We start from the raw sequence: 16,166 nt of genomic DNA on the forward strand, positions 1-16,166 counted from the left end.
CGTTTCGGACCGGGGGTGCCGGCCGCAGTGCACGGTCGTGCCGGGGATCGTGATCATCGGCTCCGGCCGCGTGGCTAGAGTCCTCGTGGTCCTGGTGAGAATCCGGAAAGGGAACCGATGAGCACCACCGCGCGGGTCGGCCGAATCATGACCTTCACCGCGACGCCCGGCAGGGGCGCGGAGTTGGCTTCGATCATGATGCAGGTGGCCGAAGGCCTGCGCGGTTCGTTCGGCTGCGAGCTCTACCTGGTCAGCCGTGACGCGGAAGCTCCCGACACGGTGCGCGTCGTGGAGGCGTGGACGGATTTCGCCAGCGCCGACGCGGCCCTGGCCACCACCGTGGCCACTCACCGCGACATCGACCTCAACGCGGTGCTGGGGATGCTGGCCGAGCCGCCGGAGCAGATCGACCTGGACGCGCTCGGCGGCGTCGGCCTCTGATCCGACCCCTTCACGTCCGGCCCGGCTGGTCGGGCTGCCGGGAGCTCAGCCGTTGCGGCGCTCGTGCAGCAGGAGCAGCGCGTAGGCGGCGACGGACTGGGCGTCGGTGACCTCACCTGCGGCGATCATCTTCTCGAACTCGGCGCGGCTGAACCACGCGGTGCGCATGTCCTGCTCCTCGTGCTCGCGTTCGTGCGCTCCTTCCGTCAGGTCGGTCGCGACGAACACGCGCCCGCGCTGGCTGGACATGCCAGGGGCGACGTCGAGCAGCCCCAGCTCGCGCATGGTGGCCGCGCGCAGCCCGGTCTCCTCCCGCAGTTCGCGCGCCGCGAGCTCACCGGCCTCGACATCGGCCCGGTCCGGCGCGGTGCCCTGCGGGAATTCCCAGCGGCGCAGGCCCAGCGGGTAGCGGAACTGCTCGACGAGGTGCACGCGATCCCCGTCGAGCGGGATCACCAGCGCGTAGTCCGGCTTGTCGATGACCCCGTAGATTCCGTCGGACCCGTCGTCGCGGCGGACGCCGTCCTCCCGCACGGTCATCCACGGATTCGAGTACACCTCGCGGCTGCTGGTCTGCTCCATGCGCTCCATCGTGCCGTCGACGGGGCGGTGACGTGCGCATGGGAACCTTCCTGCCAACCCGGCCCGGCGAATCCGCTGGTCGGGGCTGTGGTGACAGGAATGTTCCCTTACTCCGCGGCGCCGTGGAGGCGTGATGCGCGGCGGCCGTAGCCGAAGTAGACGGCAAGGCCGATCAGCGTCCAGATCGCGAAGGTGAGCCAGGTGACCGCGTCCAGACCGGTGATCAGGTAGGCGCACAGGGCCAGGCCGAGCAGCGGAACGAACGGCATGAGCGGGGTGCGGAAGCTGCGGGGCAGTTCCGGGCGGGTTCGCCGCAGCACCACGACACCGATGTTGACCAGGCCGAACGCGACGAGCGTGCCGATGCTGGTGGCCTCGGCGAGTTGGTTGAGCGGCACGACCGCGGCCAGCAGCGCGACGAGCACGCCGACCAGGAGGGTGTTGCGGGCCGGGACCGCGCGGTGGTTGACCTTCGAGAGCATTGGCGGGACGAGGCCGTCGCGCGACATCGACACCAGGATGCGGGTCTGCCCGTACAGGACGGTGAGCACGACCGAGGCGATGGCGATGACCGCTCCGAGGGCGAGCACGACGGCGGGCCAGCCCTGGCCGGTGACCATGCGCAGGGCGGTGGCCAGCGATGCGTCGGACTCTCCCAGCGTCCCGGCGCCGACCGCGCCGACTGCGGCGAAGGCCACGAGCACGTAGATCGCGGTGACGATGATCAGCGACAGGATGATCGCCCTGGGCAGGTCGCGCTTCGGGTTGCGGGCCTCCTCACCTGCGGTGGAGGCGGCGTCGAAGCCGATGAAGGAGAAGAACACGGCCGAGGCCCCGACCGAGATGCCCGCGATGCCCGCCGGAGCGAACGGGGTGAGGTTGCCGGAGTTGAACGCGGTGAGGGCGACCGCGACGAAGAACACCAGCACCGCGATCTTGAGCACCGTGGTGATGGTCGTGGCCCACGCGCTCTCGCGCACGCCCCGCAGCAGGACGGCGGTGGCCAGCAGCACGACGATCGCGGCGGGCACGTTGATGACCCCGCCCTCACCGGGCGGTGCCGCCAGCGCGTCCGGGATGGTCACGCCGATGGTGCCTTGCAGGAATTCGTTGAGGTAGCCGCCCCAGCCGACCGCGACGGCGGCGACCGACACCCCGTACTCCAGCAGCAGGCACCAGCCGCAGATCCAGGCGACGATCTCGCCGAGGGTCGCGTAGGTGTAGGAGTAGGCGGACCCGGAGACGGGGACGCTGCCCGCGAGCTCGGCGTAGGACAGCGCCGAGCACAGCGCGGCCAGACCCGCGAGAACGAACGAGACGACGACGGCCGGACCGGCCGCCGGTGCGGCCTCGGCGAGCACCACGAAGATGCCGGTTCCCAGCGTCGCGCCCACTGACAGCGCCACCAGCGGGACCAGGCCGAGGGTCCGGTTCAACTCGCTGTGCGAGCCCTCGCTGGAGAGCTGTTCGGCTGGTTTGACGCGGAGCAGGCTGCGGGCGAAAGACACGAGCGGTAACGGTAACTCCGGTGGTGGGAGGCCTGGTGGAGCGGGTCCTGACCGGGTGACCGAGCTTGATCACCCGTGGGGGTGCTCGACATCGATCACCACGCCCGTACTCTGTGCCGGGTGCGACTCGTGATTGCCCGCTGCCAGGTGGACTACGTCGGACGCCTCACCGCGCACCTGCCGATGGCGCAGCGACTGCTGCTGGTGAAGGCCGACGGTTCGGTGTCGGTGCACTCCGACGACCGCGCCTACAAGCCGTTGAACTGGATGAGCCCGCCGTGCTGGCTCATCGAGGACCCCGACGTGTGGACGGTGCAGAACAAGGCCGGCGAGAAGCTGGTGATCACCGTCGCCGAGGTGCTGCACGACTCCAAGCACGAGCTGGGTGCGGAGCCGGGCCTGGTCAAGGACGGCGTGGAGTCGCACCTGCAGGAGCTGCTGGCCGAGCACGTGACGACCCTGGGTGACGGATGGTCGCTGGTGCGCAGGGAGTTCCCGACCGCGATCGGGCCGGTCGACCTGATGTGCCGCGACGACGCCGGCAAGAGCGTCGCCGTGGAGATCAAGCGTCGCGGCGAGATCGATGGTGTCGAGCAGCTGACCCGCTACCTCGAGCTGCTCAACCGCGACCCGTTGCTGGCACCGGTCTCGGGTGTGTTCGCCGCGCAGCAGATCAAGCCGCAGGCGCGGACGCTGGCCGAGGACCGCGGTATCCGCTGCGTCGTCCTGGACTACGACAAGCTCCGCGGCATCGAGCCCGACGAGTACCGCCTGTTCTGATCGCACGAGCGCTCCCGTCGTCGCGGGGGTGCGTTCGGCGCTGGAGTGACAGGAAGGTTCCCTTCCTCAGGTCATCGGGGGAACGATCGTTTCGCGATGGCTTTCCGGGGATCGCACTCCGCCAAAAGTCGATCTTGATCGGCGGTGGTGCGGATCTGGCGATGACAGGAAGGTTCCCCTCTCACCGCGCTCCCAAGTCGAAGAATTGATCTAGACCTCTTCGTCGGGTCGATGATGATCGCCGTTCGTCCGGGAGTGGCAGAAAGGTTCCCGTGCTCGTGCCCCCGCGGCGACGCGAGCGGGACTTGATGCGGGTAGCGGGCGGGTCAGCGGTGCGCGTGGCCGGGGCAGTCGCAGGGGTGCAGGCGCGGCGCGGTCAGCGGTGCGAGCACTGCGGTCAGCTGGTGGAGCAGTCCTTCGCGGCGGGATTCGGTCGGCGCGATGTCGCCGGACCGCGATTCCTCGATCGGGTATTCCGCGAGTCCGGCGCTGATCGCCAAATCGATCCGGGCGTTCACGATTCCTCCCCGCGGCGTTGCGAATGCATACCGTGACGATACAGTCACGGTGAGTCGAATTCGGCGGGGCAATGCGTATATCACTCGCATGGACCCGGGTGCTCACGGGGTGCGCACGCGTACGACCGGAAAGTCTCCTGCGTGACGCCACTCGGCGGAAGTTCCGTGATCGATTTAGTGTCTTCTCCAACGAATTGATATCGGCTTACGGCCACCGCCTCATCTGTGCGGTACTGTCCGACCGCTATCGCGAATGTGGTGGTTCTCGTTTGACTTTGTTGGGTCTGTGGGAGGTGGGGCGGCAGTGCTGCTAGCCCAAGGTCAGCTACTCGACGCGAACGGCGTCGACTACGCGTTGTTGGCGCTGTATTTCGCGTTCGTACTGGGAATCGGCTGGCTCGCGAGGCGGGCCGTTTCCACCAGTCTTGACTTCTTCCTCTCCGGGCGCGCGCTGCCCGCGTGGGTGACGGGTCTGGCGTTCATCTCGGCGAACCTCGGCGCCATCGAAATCATCGGCATGTCGGCCAACGGCGCCGAATACGGCATGCCGACGATGCACTACTTCTGGATCGGTGCAGTCCCGGCCATGCTGTTCCTCGGCGTGGTCATGATGCCGTTCTACTACGGCTCCAAGGTCCGAAGCGTTCCCGAATTCATGCTCCGCCGATTCGGCAAAGCGGCGCACCTGGTCAACGGCATCTCCTTCGCCCTGGCCCAGGTGCTCATCGCAGGCGTGAACCTCTTCCTGCTGGCCAGCATCGTCAACGCGCTGCTGGGCTGGCCGCTGTGGGTGTCGGTCCTGATCGCCGCGCTGATCGTGCTCTCCTACACCGCGCTGGGCGGCCTGTCCGCCGCCATCTACAACGAGGTGCTGCAGTTCTTCGTGATCGTCGCGGCGCTGCTGCCGCTGACCATCGTCGGCCTGGTCAAGGTCGGCGGTGTGCAGGGCCTGGTCGACAAGGTCACCGCCAGCAAGGGCGGCGCCGAGCAGCTGACCGCCTGGCCGGGCGCTGAGCTGACCGGCTTCGACAACCCGGTCCTCAGCGTCATCGGCATGATCTTCGGTCTCGGCTTCGTGCTGTCCTTCGGTTACTGGACCACGAACTTCGTCGAGGTCCAGCGCGCGATGGCCTCCAAGTCGATGTCGGCCGCGCAGCGGACGCCGATCATCGGCGCCTTCCCGAAGATGTTCATCCCGTTCATCGTGATCATCCCCGGCATGATCGCCGCGGTGATCATCCCGGAGATGACCAACTACAAGCTGACCGAGCAGGGTCCGTACGACTACAACGACGCGATCCTGCTGATGATGCGAGACCTGCTGCCCAACGGCATCCTCGGCATCGCGCTCGCCGGTCTGCTGGCGTCGTTCATGGCCGGTATGGCCGCCAACCTGTCGTCGTTCAACACGGTGTTCACCTACGACATCTGGCAGGCCTACGTCGTCAAGGACAAGCCGGACCACTACTACCTGCAGATGGGCCGCTGGGTCACCGTCGGCGCCACCCTCGCGGCCGTCGGCACGGCGTTCATCGCCTCCGGCTACGAGAACCTGATGGACTACCTCCAGCAGCTGTTCTCGTTCTTCAACGCACCGCTGTTCGCGACCTTCATCCTCGGCATGTTCTGGAAGAGGATGACCGCCCACGCCGGTTGGTCCGGTCTGGTGTTCGGTACGGCCTCGGCCATCGCGGTCTACGCTCTGGCCGAGAGCGGGGTGTGGGACCTGCCCGGTCAGGGCGCCAGCTTCGTCGGTGCCGGTGTCGCCTTCGTGGTCGACGTCATCGTCAGCGTCGTGGTTTCGCTGGCCACCAAGCCCAAGACCGAGGAGCAGCTGGTCGGTCTCGTGTGGTCGCTGACGCCGAAGGAGAACCTGCAGGCGTCCACCACGGGTGAGGACGCCGGTTGGTACCGGCGGCCGGGCCTGCTGGCAGGCATCGCGCTGATCCTGATCATCGCCCTCAACATCATCTTCGGCTGAGCCAGGACTGGGAGGAAATCTCATGGCTAGTGGAGGTTCGGGGCACAGCGCAGGTGCCTTCGACATTCGCACGGTGATCGCGCTGCTGTTCGGCATCTACGGCGTCGTTCTCGTCGTGCTCGGCTTCGTCCAGCCCGAGGTCGAGAAGTCCGCGGGAATCAACATCAACCTGTGGGCCGGTGTCGGCATGGTGGTGTTCGCGGCGGTGTTCGTCGCCTGGGCGCGACTGCGCCCGATCACGGTTCCCGACGACGTCGAAGGCGGCACCACCGCCGAATGACGTGACCTGAGATCGCCCGAGACGGCGTCCGAGCTCCCGGTGAGCGCGGGCGCCGTCTTGCATTTCGGCACCGATTCCCCCGTTCCCGCCCTCATTTCAAGATCCGCTGGCTACGGTGGCGGCCGGAACGCAGCTGACAAGTGGACCAGTGGTCAACGCCCCGTGTCCAGCACATGAGTCGGGCGGTACAGGACGGTTCTTTCCCGACCCGTGATTTCGTAGGCTGCATCGTGACAACGACCGTCGTAATGGTGGGAGGCCGGCCATGACCCAGACCGCCCGTGGGAACGTCGAGGAGATCGCCGACGCGCGGTTCGAGACGTTCGAGTCGATCGATCCGCGCACCGGTGAGGTGGTGGGCGAGCATCCGATCCACGACGCGGAGACGGTCGGCAACCGGGTCGCGGCAGCGCGCGAAGCGCAGGTGGCGTGGGATGCGCTCGGCTTCTCCGGCCGCAAGCAGCATCTCGACCGCTGGCGGAAACTGCTGGTCAAACGCCTGGACGAGCTCGCGGGCGTGATCTGCGCCGAGACCGGCAAGCCGCTCGAAGACGCCAAGCTCGAACTGGTCCTGGTCATCGACCACCTCGCCTGGGCGACCTCCAACGCCGAGAAGGTCCTCAAGCGCCGCAAGGTCTCGCCCGGCGTGCTGATGTCCAACCAGACCGCCACGGTCGAGTACCTCCCGTACGGCGTCGTCGGCGTCATCGGCCCCTGGAACTACCCGGCGTTCACGCCCATGGGCTCCATCGCCTACGCGCTCGCCGCGGGCAACGCCGTGGTGTTCAAGCCCAGCGAGCTCACCCCCGGGGTCGGGGAGTGGCTGGTCAAGAGCTTCGCCGAGGCCGTACCCGAGCACCCGGTGTTCCAGCTGGTGACCGGGTTCGGGCAGACCGGCGCCGCCCTGTGCCAGGCCGGTGTGAACAAGGTGGCCTTCACCGGGTCCACCGCCACCGGCAAGCGCGTGATGGCCTCCTGCGCGGAGAACCTCGTCCCGGTGCTCGTCGAGTGCGGCGGCAAGGATGCCCTCATCGTCGACTCCGACGCCGACCTCGCCGCCGCCGCCGACGCGGCGGTGTGGGGCGCGATGTCCAACGCGGGCCAGACCTGCATCGGCGTCGAGCGCGTCTACGTGCACGAAGCCGTCGCCGACCGGTACCTGAAGATGGTCAGCGACCGCGCCGCCAAGCTGCGTCCGGGCGGTGAGCCCGGCGCCGACTTCGGCCCGATCACGATGGCCTCGCAGGTCAACATCATCCGCGACCACATCGACGACGCCATCACCCGCGGCGGCCGCGCCGTGATCGGCGGCCGGGACTCGGTGCGCCCGCCGTTCGTCGAGCCCGTGGTGATCGCCGACGCCCCCGAGGACTCCGCCGCCGTCACCGAGGAGACCTTCGGCCCGACCCTGGTGGTGCAGCGGGTGCGTGACGTGGACGAGGCCGTCACCCTCGCCAACGCCACCAAGTACGGGCTGGGCGCCACCGTCTTCTCCCGCGCCCGCGGCCTGGAACTGGCGCGTCGGCTGCGCAGCGGCATGGTCGCGGTCAACTCGGTGATCGCCTTCGCCGGTGTGCCCGCGCTGCCGTTCGGCGGCGTCGGCGACTCCGGCTTCGGCCGGATCCACGGTGCCGACGGCCTGCGCGAGTTCGCCCGCCCGCAGTCGGTCACCCGCACCAAGTTCAAGATCCCGCTCAACCCGATGAGCTTCGCCCGCCCCAAGGGCACCGTCCGCACCGTCGTCAAGCTCATCAAGGTCATGCGCGGTCGCTGAGCGGATCGGGACCACCGCGGTCGGTGTTTTGGCTTGCGCCCGTGGTGACAGGAAGGTTCCCTTGCTCGCATCCCCCTCCCTGACCGAGGGGGATGCGCGCGGGCGCTCGTCCCGTGCAGAGTTGACCGCGCACGGTTGATCGCGCCGAGTCCTTCAGGTGACTTCGGCAGCGGGAGCGCAGGCAGGGAGGCCAGCGGGTGAAGAAGATCATCAACGATCCGACGGACGTGGTCGCCGAAGCGTTGCGGGGCGTGGCTGCGGCCCACCCCGAACTGCTCCGGGTGCAGACCGATCCGGCGGTGATCGTCCGCGCCGACGCCCCGGTGGCGGGGCAGGTCGCGGTCATCTCCGGTGGCGGTTCGGGCCACGAGCCGCTGCACGGCGGTTTCGTCGGCGCGGGCATGCTCGCCGCGGCCGTGCCGGGCGCGGTGTTCACCTCCCCGACCCCGGACGCGGTGCAGGCGGCCATCACCGCCACCCACGGCGGTGCCGGTGCGCTGCTGCTGGTCAAGAACTACACCGGCGACGTCCTCAACTTCGAGACCGCCGCGGAACTCGCCGGCATCGAGGACATCGACGTGCGCAGCGTCGTCATCGACGACGACGTCGCCGTCAAGGACTCCACGCACACGGCCGGGCGTCGCGGGGTCGGCGGCACGGTGATGGTCGAGAAGATCGTCGGTGCTGCGGCCGCGCGAGGCGACGGCCTCGACAAGTGCGAGGAACTCGCCCGCAAGGTCGTTTCCCAGGTGCGGTCGATGGGCATGGCGCTGAGCGCCCCCACCGTGCCGCACGCCGGGCAGCCGAGCTTCGAGCTCGCCGATGACGAGATGGAGATCGGCATCGGCATCCACGGCGAGCCCGGTCGGGCCCGGGTGCCGATGGGGACCGCCGACGAGATCGTGGCGCAGCTGCTCGACCCGATCCTGGAGGACCTGCCCTTCGTCGAGGGCGACGAGGTGCTGCTGTTCACCAACTCCATGGGCGGTACCCCGCAGCTTGAGCTGTACCTCGCGCACGGCGTCGCCGAGCGGCTGCTCGCCGAGCGCGGCATCACCGTGCGCCGGCGACTCGTCGGCCCGTACGTGACGAGCCTGGAGATGCAGGGCATGAGCCTGACGCTGCTGAAACTGGACGACGAGCTCACCGAGCTCTGGGACGCGCCCGTGCACACCGCGGCGCTGCACTGGTGAGGAGGAGTCCCGGAATGGGTTGCACAGCACAGGACATCGCCGCGGCGCTGCGGGCGGGTGCCGCCGTGGTCGCCGAGCACCGCGACGAGCTGATCCAGCTGGACCGCGAGATCGGCGACGCCGACCACGGCGAGAACATGGACCGCGGGTTCCGCGCGGTCATCGCGAAGCTGGAGACGGCCGGCCCGGAAACCCCGGCCGCCACGTTGAAGCTCGCCGCCACGGTCCTCATCTCCACCGTCGGCGGGGCATCGGGTCCCCTCTACGGCACGGCGTTCCTGCGCGCGGCCACGGCGGTCGGTGACGAGACCGAGCTCGACGGCCGGGCCGTGGCCGCGGCGCTGCAGGCCGGGATGGAGGGCGTCGTCGGGCGCGGCCGCGCCGAGGTCGGCGACAAGACGATGATCGACGCGCTCGCGCCCGCCGTCGAGTCCGCCCGCAACGCGGCCGAGTCCGGAGCCGACGGGGCCAAGGTGCTGGCGGCCGCGGCCGAGGCCGCGCACCAGGGCGCCCAGGACACCGAAGGGCTCGTCGCCCGCAAGGGACGCGCCTCCTACCTGGGAGAGCGCAGCGCCGGGCACATCGACCCGGGTGCGCGTTCCACCGCGCTGCTGTTGACCGCGTTCGCCGAAGCCGCAGGAGCCCGTTCATGAGCGTGGGACTGGTCGTCGTCTCGCACAGCACCGGCCTCGCGGAGGGAGTCGCGGAACTCGCCGCGCAGATGGCCCCCGAGGTGCGCATCGTCCCGGCAGGCGGGTTGCCCGACGGCGGGATCGGCACCGACTTCGAGAAGGTCTCGGCCGCGCTGTCGGACGCCGACACCGGATCGGGCGCTGTCGTGCTCTACGACCTGGGCAGCGCGCAGATGGTCGCCGATCTCGCAGTGGAGACGCTGGGCGATCCCGACAGCGCGCTGGTCGTGGACGCCCCGTTGGTGGAGGGAGCCGTTGCCGCAGCCGTGTCGGCCCAGGGCGGCAACGACATGAAGACCGTGGCCCGGGCGGCGGAGAGCGCCCGCGGCAGCGCGGACTCCGCAGCGGCCGAACCGGCCGGTTCGGAACCGGAGTCCGGCCAGGTCACCCGCGAGCTGGAACTGACCAACGAGGTCGGTCTGCACGCACGCCCGGCCGCACTGCTGGCCCGCAGCCTCACCGGACTGCAGGCCACGGTCAAGATCGCCCTCGGCGACAAGCAGGCGGACGCGGCCAGCGTCCTCGGCCTGATGGGGCTCGGCGCCCGCAAGGGCGACCACCTCACGCTGACCGCCGACGGTCCCGACGCGGTCCAAGCGGTCGAGCGCATCATCGACCTCGCCCGCCGCGACTTCGACGAGTAGCCGCGGACCAGTGCGAGGGAACCTTCCTGTCATCTCCGCGGCAGGGAGGTTCCCTCGTGCGCGCGGTGGTGACATGAAGGTTCCCTCGCTCACGCCGGTGTCGGTCGCTGTGTTCCAAGGTCATCGAGGGCTAGGCTGAGTCGATGTCGCCGCGTCGCCACCGAGGCATGCTGCTGCTGGTGCTGTGCTGGGTGCTGATCGCCGCGTGCACCGCGCAGCCCACCACTCCGACCGGCGGTTCCAGACCGGTCGACACGAGTGCGCGCGCGATGCTCGGTGACCTCCGCACCCTCGATCCCTGCACGCTCACCGATACCGAAGCGCTGCAGCGCTTCGGCGCGGTGTCGAACGCGGGGACGGTGTCGCTGGACTACTGCCTGCTGCACGTCAAACCCGACGACGGCACGCTCGTCCAGCTGGCCGTCGGTGAGCTGGCCGGCCCCGACAGCAGCCGGCCGGGGGATCCCGTCGTGCAGCGGGGAGCGCTGCGCATCGCGCAGAACGCGCCCGTCCCCGGGCACTGCACGCGCCAGGTGCGGTTCGGCGACGGTGTTTCCTTGCAGGTCAGCGCCGATCTGCTCGGTGGTGAACCCGGTGCGGGGCTGTGCGGCATCGCCGATGCCGGGGCCGAGTCGGTTGCCGACGCGGTTCAGCAGGGCAGGGCCGGGCATCGCGACTACCCGCCGAACTCGCTGGCCCTGGTCGACCCGTGCACCGTGCTGGACACGGCCGCCGTGAACCAGGTGCCGGGTCTGGAAGAAGCGCGCCCCCGACCGGCCGTCGGCGGCCACCAGTGCTCGTGGGGTGAGCAGTCCGCGGACTCCCCGCGCGTGCAGCTGCAGCACACCGCGGGTGAACCGCCCAGGATCCTGCACGGGGCCGCGGTGGAAGAGCAGGTGGACGGGCGTCCCACCGTGCTCAGCGTCGTGGGCGGTGACCCGCGGGTTCCCCTGTGCTCGGCGGAGACCCCGCACATCCCGTTCGGGACCGTCGCGGGGCAGGTCGAGGTCGCTCAGCTCGTCGTCGCGGTGCCCGGTGAGACAGGTCCCGACGCCTGCGCCTACGCCCGGGGCCTGGCGCGCTTGGCGTGGCCGAGCCTGCCGCCTGCGAATCCCTGAGCGCCGAACCGGTTACCGTTGTTGTCGTGCCTCGACGCAATCGACAGCAGCGCCACAAGGGTCTCCGCGCGGACACCAGCCACCGCGGAGCCGGCACCGCCTACGGGGCGTCCCGCGTCGAGCAGGGGCCGGACGGTGACTGGATGGTGCGCACCGTTCCCGCAGCGCAGGCCACCAAGATCTACCGCTGCCCGGGCTGCGACCACGAGATCCAGGCGGGCATCGCCCACGTGGTGGCGTGGCCGGAAGCGGAGCTCGGCGGCGTCGACGAGCGCAGGCACTGGCACACCGGCTGCTGGAAGGCCCGCGCCCGACGCGGCCCGACTCGTCGCTGGTCGTAGTCCGCACCACAGCAGAGCAGGTCACCACGAGCAGGCCACCCGTTCGTGGCAGGATCGGGTCCGATGAGCACCGAGATCCGCGCCAACACGATGCTGCCCGCCCGTCGCGAGCAGATCACCCTGCACACCGCTGACGGGCTGGAACTGATCGGTGAGCTGGCCCTTCCCGAGTCCGGGCAGCCGCGGGCCACGCTGGTCTGCCTGCACCCGCTGCCCACCCACGGCGGCATGATGGACTCGCACATCTACCGCAAGGCCGCGTTCCGGCTTCCCGCTCTGGCCGACATCGCGGTGCTGCGCTTCAACACCCGCGGCACCGCCAGCGAGGCCGGACGCAGCCAGGGCAGTTTCGACAACGGCGACTCGGAGCGCTTCGACGTGGCGGCCGCCCTGGAGTACGCGGAGTTCCACGACCTGCCGAACGTGTGGCTGGTCGGCTGGTCCTTCGGCACCGACCTGACCCTCGTGCACGGCCTGGATCCGCTGGTGGAGGGTGCGGTGCTGATCTCGCCGCCGCTGCGCTGGAGCACCGAGGACCACCTGCGAGCCTGGGGTGATTCGGGCAAACCGGTGCACGCCCTGATCCCGGAGTTCGACGACTACCTGCGGCCGGAGGAGGCTCGCGAGCGCTTCTCCCTCATCCCGCAGGCGGAGGTCATCGGCTTCACCGACACCAAGCACCTGTGGGTCGGCAAGGCGGAGGCCGCGCTGGACGCCATCGTGCAGGCCGTCGCGCCCGACGTCGACACCCCGCTGCCCCGCACTTGGGACGGTCCGTCGGAGACCCGACAGGTCACCATCGTCAACTCCTGAACCAGGCGGTGGGGTGGCAGGAAGGTTCCCGTGCTCACCTCAGCGGCTCGGGAACCGACCACCGGTAGAGGACTTCGGGGACGCCTTCGTGGAGGCGTTCCCGGACTCGTCCGAAGCCGAGCTTGTCGGCGACCCGGATCGCGGGGGCGTTGCGGACGGACGTGGCGATGACGACGGGCAGCCCGGGGCGGTTGCGGTGCGCCCACCGCAGCGCCGCGTGGCCCATCTCCGGCGCGTAGCCGCGCCCCCAAGCCGCGGGCAGGAACCGGAAGTACAGGTTGAGCACGTCCTCGGCGTCGTCGACGCATTCCCGCAGGCCACCGAAGCCCAGCACGTCGCCGGAGGTCACCGACAGCACCGTCCAGTAGCCGACGCCGCGGGTGTCCCAGTCGTTCTGGACGCCGTCCAGCAACCGCAGCGACTGGGCTCGGTCGCGCGGTGCGACACCGGGGAAGACGTGCGTGTCGGGGCTGGTGTGCACCTCGACGAACGGTTCGGTGTCGGCGGGCAGCGGACGTCGCAGCAGCAGCCGGCGGGTGCGGATCTCCGAGGGGACGGACACCTTCCGCACGCTAGTGGGCGTGATGGTCGCCCTGCAGCCGATTTTCCGGGTTGCCGCAGGCGTGAAAGTGACACGAAGGTTCCCATGCTCGGCGCGGCCCCACGTCGGCGCGGCTCGGTGGGTGTCCGAGGTGGGGGCCGTCCGGCAGGATGGTTCCCGTGCACTACATCGAATCCGGAGCCGGAACGCCCGTCGTGCTGCTGCACGCCTTCCCCGTCGACGCGCGCATGTGGGATCCGCTGCGCGGGCGGTTGGAGGAGCAGGTTCGGATCATCGCGCCCGATCAGCGGGGGCTGGGGGAGAGCGCGCTGGACGGGTTGTCGGCGCGCGGCATGGTCGACGAGCGGTCGGCCTCGCTGATCGTCGACCGTCCCGGTGTCGACGTGGCCGCGGCGGACGTGGTGGAGCTGCTCGACCGGTTGGAGTTGCCGCGGGTGGTGCTGGGCGGCTGCTCGATGGGCGGGTACGTGGCCTCGGCGGTGCTGCGCGCCGCGCCGCAGCGGGTCGCGGGGCTGCTGCTGGTGGACACCAAGGCGGCCGCCGACACCGAGGGGCAGCGGGCCAATCGGCTCAACGTGGCCGCACGTGCCGAGCAGGAGGGTATTTCCGGGTGGTTGGCCGAGAGCATGCTGCCGAACCTGCTGGGTGCGAGCACGCGCCAGCGGCGCCCGGAGGTCGTGGAGGAGCTCCGGGCGCTGATCGAGGCGCAGCCCGCCGACGGGGTGGCTTGGGCGCAGCGCGCGATGGCGTCTCGGCCTGACAGCCTCGCCGCGCTGCGCGGGTTCGACGGACCGGCGATGGTCGTCGTCGGTTCCGAGGACACCATCACCCCGCCGGAGGCGGCTCGGGAGATGGTCGATGCGTTGCCGAACGGCGAGCTGGTCGAACTGTCCGGGGTGGGGCACCTGCCGTCGCTGGAGGCACCGGACGCTCTGGCTCAGGTGCTGCTGCCGTGGTTGGCGAGCATCGACGTGTGAGCGCTAGTCATCGCGGCCGCGGTCGTCGTCCTTCGCGTGCTGGGTGGATTCCGGCTGGCGCTCCTCGCGCCGGAACCGCTCCGCGGTCTCGCTGGGCAACATGAAGTACCGGCCCGAGTCGCGCTGTCCGCGCGACCGGGTGCCGGCGGTGTCACTTCCGGGGTCGTTGTCCGCCATCGATTGGTCCTCTCCTGGGGCGCCGGCTCACGGCCGACCTCGCCCATAGAGAGAGCGCTGCTCCGAAACGATGACGCGCGGTCACCTGACCAGTGGTAACGCGATCAGCTCTGCTGGTTGGCGTTCACCCGGTCCGAGTCCTGCGAGTGCTGTTCGGACTGCTGCTCGCCGGGCACCGGGAGCTGGATGCGGCGGGTCGGTTCGTCCGCGGAGAGCTGCTTGCGCTGGATCTTGTCGGTGGACTGGTCGACCGACGGTCGCGGTGAACCGCCCTGACCCGGGGTGCGCTTGGGCAGGCCCGATTCGGTGACGGTCTGCTCGGGCTCGCTGGGGGTGTCGTGGACCTCGCCGGTTTCGCGTCCGTCGCGGGCGATGGCCTCCTCGGCGTCCTTGCGGGCCTGTTCGCGGGCTTCCACCGCGGCCTTGCGGAGCTTCTCCTCCTCGGCGTCCTCGAGGTCGAGGCGTTCCAGCAGCGGCGTGGTCTGGCCGAGCAGTTCCGCGGCGTCGCGGAGCTTCTTGGCGACGGTGTCGCGGAGCTGGGTGAGCGAGTGGACGTGCTCGTCGGCCTGGGCGAGCCTGCGCTGCACCTCCTCGGTGGTGGCGCCGAGCCTGCGCTGCGCGTCGGCGCGGGTGGCGGCGACCAGGCGCTTGGCCTCGCGGGTGGCGACGTCGATGCGCCGGGTGGCTTCCTCGGTGCACTCGCGGATCATCCGCTCGGACTTCTCGGTGGCGTCGCCGACGAGGCGCTCGGCTTCCTGCTTGGCCTCCTGGATGCGGCGCTGCGCTGCTTCCTTGCTGGAGGCCTCGCGCGCGTGCGCGGCCTCGGTCGATTCGCGCTCGAGCTTCTCGGCGGCCTCGGTGGAGTCCTTCTCGAGCTTCTCGGCCTTGGCGGTGGCGTCGCTGACCAGCGTGGTCGCCTGGTCGGTGGCTTCCTGGACGCGGCGGTGGGCCTCGTTGGTGCCTTCGCGCAGCCTGCGGTTGGCCTCCTCGGTGGCCTCGCGGACGCGGCGTTCGGCCTCGGACTTGCTGGTGGCTTCCTGCTCGGCGAGGGCCCGCATGGACTCGGTGCGGCGGGCCGACATCGCGATCTCGAAGTCCTCCTCCACCTGGGTGCGGTGGGCTTCGGACTCCTGGTCGGCGCGCTTGCGGTTCTCCTCGGCTTCGCGGGTGATGCGTTCGGCCTCGGCCTTGGCGCCTTCCATCAGCGACCGGTGCTCGGTCTCCATCTCGCTGCGCCGGTTGTCGACCTCGCTGATCAGCCGCTCGTAGCGGGTGCGCAGGTTGACGGCCTCGGCTTCGGAGCGGGCGCGGATCTGGGCGGCGTCGCCCTCGGCGCGGGAGCGGATGTCGGCGGCCTCGTCCTGGGCCAGGCGCAGCATCCGCTGCAGCCGCTCGCTGAGGCCTTCGAGGGTTGTCGGCGGCTTGGCCAGCCGATCGACCTGACCGCGCAGGCTCTCGATCTCCGAGCGGGCCGCTTCGAGCTGCTTGGAGAGGTCGCCGGCCTGCGACACCGCGGCATCCCGGTCGGAGGTGAGGATGCGGATGTCGGCGTCCAGGCGCTCGAGGTGCTCGTCGACCTGGGCGCGGTCGTAGCCGTTCTTGCGAGCGAGATCGAAGCCCGATCCCAGTGGCAGCAAATCGCGGTCGTCGGCAAGGCCCATGACAACCAAGCTACCTGGTAGCCGACGTTGTTGTGGGAGGTGCGGCTGGGTCTCGGGAGGATTTTCCTCACCTCGGGTGGTCGGGGTCGCGACCCGCGAAAAACCCGCTATTGACCGGCTGGCC

The 16,166-nt window shown here is 70.0% G+C and carries 18 protein-coding genes; 12 read left to right on the plus strand and 6 right to left on the minus strand.

All coding sequences use genetic code 11. The features are described from left to right. Positions 1 to 117: 117 nt before the first annotated feature. Entirely contained in the window at positions 118 to 441 is a 324-nt protein-coding gene (locus REH65_RS22010; RefSeq protein WP_281455040.1) for a putative quinol monooxygenase, read from the plus strand. Positions 442 to 486: 45 nt separating this feature from the next. Here REH65_RS22010 and REH65_RS22015 read toward each other — a convergent pair whose 3' ends face one another. Next, positions 487 to 1,023 (minus strand): NUDIX domain-containing protein, encoded by a 537-nt coding sequence (locus REH65_RS22015; RefSeq protein ID WP_406688906.1) that lies wholly within the window; start codon positions 1,021 to 1,023, stop codon positions 487 to 489. A gap of 107 nt (positions 1,024 to 1,130) precedes the next feature. Next, positions 1,131 to 2,531 (minus strand): amino acid permease, encoded by a 1,401-nt coding sequence (locus tag REH65_RS22020; protein ID WP_406688907.1) that lies wholly within the window; start codon positions 2,529 to 2,531, stop codon positions 1,131 to 1,133. A gap of 120 nt (positions 2,532 to 2,651) precedes the next feature. Here REH65_RS22020 and nucS point away from each other — a divergent pair, with 120 nt between their 5' ends. Continuing rightward, entirely contained in the window at positions 2,652 to 3,311 is a 660-nt protein-coding gene (nucS, locus tag REH65_RS22025) for an endonuclease NucS (RefSeq protein WP_281455037.1), read from the plus strand. Positions 3,312 to 3,637: 326 nt separating this feature from the next. On the opposite strand, the gene REH65_RS22030 is transcribed toward nucS, so the two are convergent. Beyond that, complete coding sequence (locus REH65_RS22030) at positions 3,638 to 3,829, minus strand: hypothetical protein (RefSeq protein ID WP_406688908.1); 192 nt, start codon at positions 3,827 to 3,829, stop codon at positions 3,638 to 3,640. A 253-nt stretch (positions 3,830 to 4,082) separates the two neighbouring features. On the opposite strand from REH65_RS22030, the gene REH65_RS22035 reads away from it, so the two are divergent. The 9 genes from REH65_RS22035 (at position 4,083) to REH65_RS22075 (ending at position 12,665) form a co-directional block, all read left to right on the plus strand. Further along, positions 4,083 to 5,810, plus strand: a complete 1,728-nt coding sequence (locus REH65_RS22035; RefSeq protein ID WP_406688909.1) for a sodium:solute symporter family protein — start codon at positions 4,083 to 4,085, stop codon at positions 5,808 to 5,810. A 22-nt stretch (positions 5,811 to 5,832) separates the two neighbouring features. Further along, the gene (locus REH65_RS22040; RefSeq protein WP_281455035.1) at positions 5,833 to 6,090 is read left to right on the plus strand and encodes a hypothetical protein; all 258 of its coding nucleotides are present in this window, start codon (positions 5,833 to 5,835) and stop codon (positions 6,088 to 6,090) included. A 265-nt stretch (positions 6,091 to 6,355) separates the two neighbouring features. After that, positions 6,356 to 7,864, plus strand: coding sequence for an aldehyde dehydrogenase family protein (locus REH65_RS22045; RefSeq protein WP_406688910.1), 1,509 nt, complete (start codon positions 6,356 to 6,358; stop codon positions 7,862 to 7,864). A gap of 197 nt (positions 7,865 to 8,061) precedes the next feature. Next, positions 8,062 to 9,057 (plus strand): dihydroxyacetone kinase subunit DhaK, encoded by a 996-nt coding sequence (gene dhaK / locus REH65_RS22050; protein WP_406688911.1) that lies wholly within the window; start codon positions 8,062 to 8,064, stop codon positions 9,055 to 9,057. Between the two features lie 14 nt (positions 9,058 to 9,071). Next, positions 9,072 to 9,710, plus strand: a complete 639-nt coding sequence (gene dhaL / locus REH65_RS22055) for a dihydroxyacetone kinase subunit DhaL (RefSeq protein WP_406688912.1) — start codon at positions 9,072 to 9,074, stop codon at positions 9,708 to 9,710. Further along, positions 9,707 to 10,393: a dihydroxyacetone kinase phosphoryl donor subunit DhaM gene (gene dhaM / locus REH65_RS22060; protein ID WP_406688913.1), complete on the plus strand. Its 687-nt coding sequence runs from the start codon at positions 9,707 to 9,709 to the stop codon at positions 10,391 to 10,393. The genes dhaL and dhaM overlap by 4 nt, the downstream gene beginning before the upstream one ends. A 143-nt stretch (positions 10,394 to 10,536) precedes the next feature. Beyond that, positions 10,537 to 11,511, plus strand: a complete 975-nt coding sequence (locus tag REH65_RS22065; RefSeq protein WP_406688914.1) for a DUF3558 family protein — start codon at positions 10,537 to 10,539, stop codon at positions 11,509 to 11,511. A 26-nt stretch (positions 11,512 to 11,537) separates the two neighbouring features. Further along, complete coding sequence (locus REH65_RS22070; RefSeq protein ID WP_281455029.1) at positions 11,538 to 11,852, plus strand: hypothetical protein; 315 nt, start codon at positions 11,538 to 11,540, stop codon at positions 11,850 to 11,852. 63 nt (positions 11,853 to 11,915) lie between these two features. Continuing rightward, positions 11,916 to 12,665 (plus strand): alpha/beta hydrolase, encoded by a 750-nt coding sequence (locus tag REH65_RS22075; protein WP_406688915.1) that lies wholly within the window; start codon positions 11,916 to 11,918, stop codon positions 12,663 to 12,665. Between the two features lie 34 nt (positions 12,666 to 12,699). On the opposite strand, the gene REH65_RS22080 is transcribed toward REH65_RS22075, so the two are convergent. After that, the gene (locus REH65_RS22080) at positions 12,700 to 13,227 is read right to left on the minus strand and encodes a GNAT family N-acetyltransferase (protein ID WP_406688916.1); all 528 of its coding nucleotides are present in this window, start codon (positions 13,225 to 13,227) and stop codon (positions 12,700 to 12,702) included. A 158-nt stretch (positions 13,228 to 13,385) separates the two neighbouring features. Here REH65_RS22080 and REH65_RS22085 point away from each other — a divergent pair, with 158 nt between their 5' ends. Continuing rightward, positions 13,386 to 14,204 carry an alpha/beta fold hydrolase gene (locus tag REH65_RS22085; RefSeq protein WP_406688917.1) on the plus strand — a complete coding sequence of 273 codons (819 nt, stop codon included), beginning with the start codon at positions 13,386 to 13,388 and terminating at the stop codon, positions 14,202 to 14,204. A gap of 3 nt (positions 14,205 to 14,207) precedes the next feature. On the opposite strand, the gene REH65_RS22090 is transcribed toward REH65_RS22085, so the two are convergent. Continuing rightward, the gene (locus tag REH65_RS22090; RefSeq protein ID WP_406688918.1) at positions 14,208 to 14,381 is read right to left on the minus strand and encodes a hypothetical protein; all 174 of its coding nucleotides are present in this window, start codon (positions 14,379 to 14,381) and stop codon (positions 14,208 to 14,210) included. Between the two features lie 104 nt (positions 14,382 to 14,485). Continuing rightward, a complete protein-coding gene (locus tag REH65_RS22095) occupies positions 14,486 to 16,042 on the minus strand; it encodes a M protein (RefSeq protein WP_406688919.1) in 1,557 nt (518 codons plus the stop codon). Positions 16,043 to 16,166 lie beyond the last annotated feature (124 nt).

The organism is Saccharopolyspora sp. ID03-671, from assembly GCF_045278815.1.
Lineage (GTDB): Bacteria > Actinomycetota > Actinomycetes > Mycobacteriales > Pseudonocardiaceae > Saccharopolyspora > Saccharopolyspora ipomoeae.

Excerpts from the sequence above, each read along its gene's own strand:
- dhaL (WP_406688912.1), top strand. The coding sequence starts at position 9,072 with ATGGGTTGCACAGCACAGGACATCGCCGCGGCGCTGCGGGCGGGTGCC.
- dhaM (WP_406688913.1), top strand. The coding sequence starts at position 9,707 with ATGAGCGTGGGACTGGTCGTCGTCTCGCACAGCACCGGCCTCGCGGAG.
- REH65_RS22065 (WP_406688914.1), top strand. The coding sequence starts at position 10,537 with ATGTCGCCGCGTCGCCACCGAGGCATGCTGCTGCTGGTGCTGTGCTGG.
- REH65_RS22035 (WP_406688909.1), top strand. The coding sequence starts at position 4,083 with ATGTGGTGGTTCTCGTTTGACTTTGTTGGGTCTGTGGGAGGTGGGGCG.
- REH65_RS22015 (WP_406688906.1), bottom strand. The coding sequence starts at position 1,023 with ATGGAGCAGACCAGCAGCCGCGAGGTGTACTCGAATCCGTGGATGACC.
- REH65_RS22090 (WP_406688918.1), bottom strand. The coding sequence starts at position 14,381 with ATGGCGGACAACGACCCCGGAAGTGACACCGCCGGCACCCGGTCGCGC.
- REH65_RS22095 (WP_406688919.1), bottom strand. The coding sequence starts at position 16,042 with ATGGGCCTTGCCGACGACCGCGATTTGCTGCCACTGGGATCGGGCTTC.
- REH65_RS22040 (WP_281455035.1), top strand. The coding sequence starts at position 5,833 with ATGGCTAGTGGAGGTTCGGGGCACAGCGCAGGTGCCTTCGACATTCGC.
- REH65_RS22045 (WP_406688910.1), top strand. The coding sequence starts at position 6,356 with ATGACCCAGACCGCCCGTGGGAACGTCGAGGAGATCGCCGACGCGCGG.
- REH65_RS22010 (WP_281455040.1), top strand. The coding sequence starts at position 118 with ATGAGCACCACCGCGCGGGTCGGCCGAATCATGACCTTCACCGCGACG.
- REH65_RS22075 (WP_406688915.1), top strand. The coding sequence starts at position 11,916 with ATGAGCACCGAGATCCGCGCCAACACGATGCTGCCCGCCCGTCGCGAG.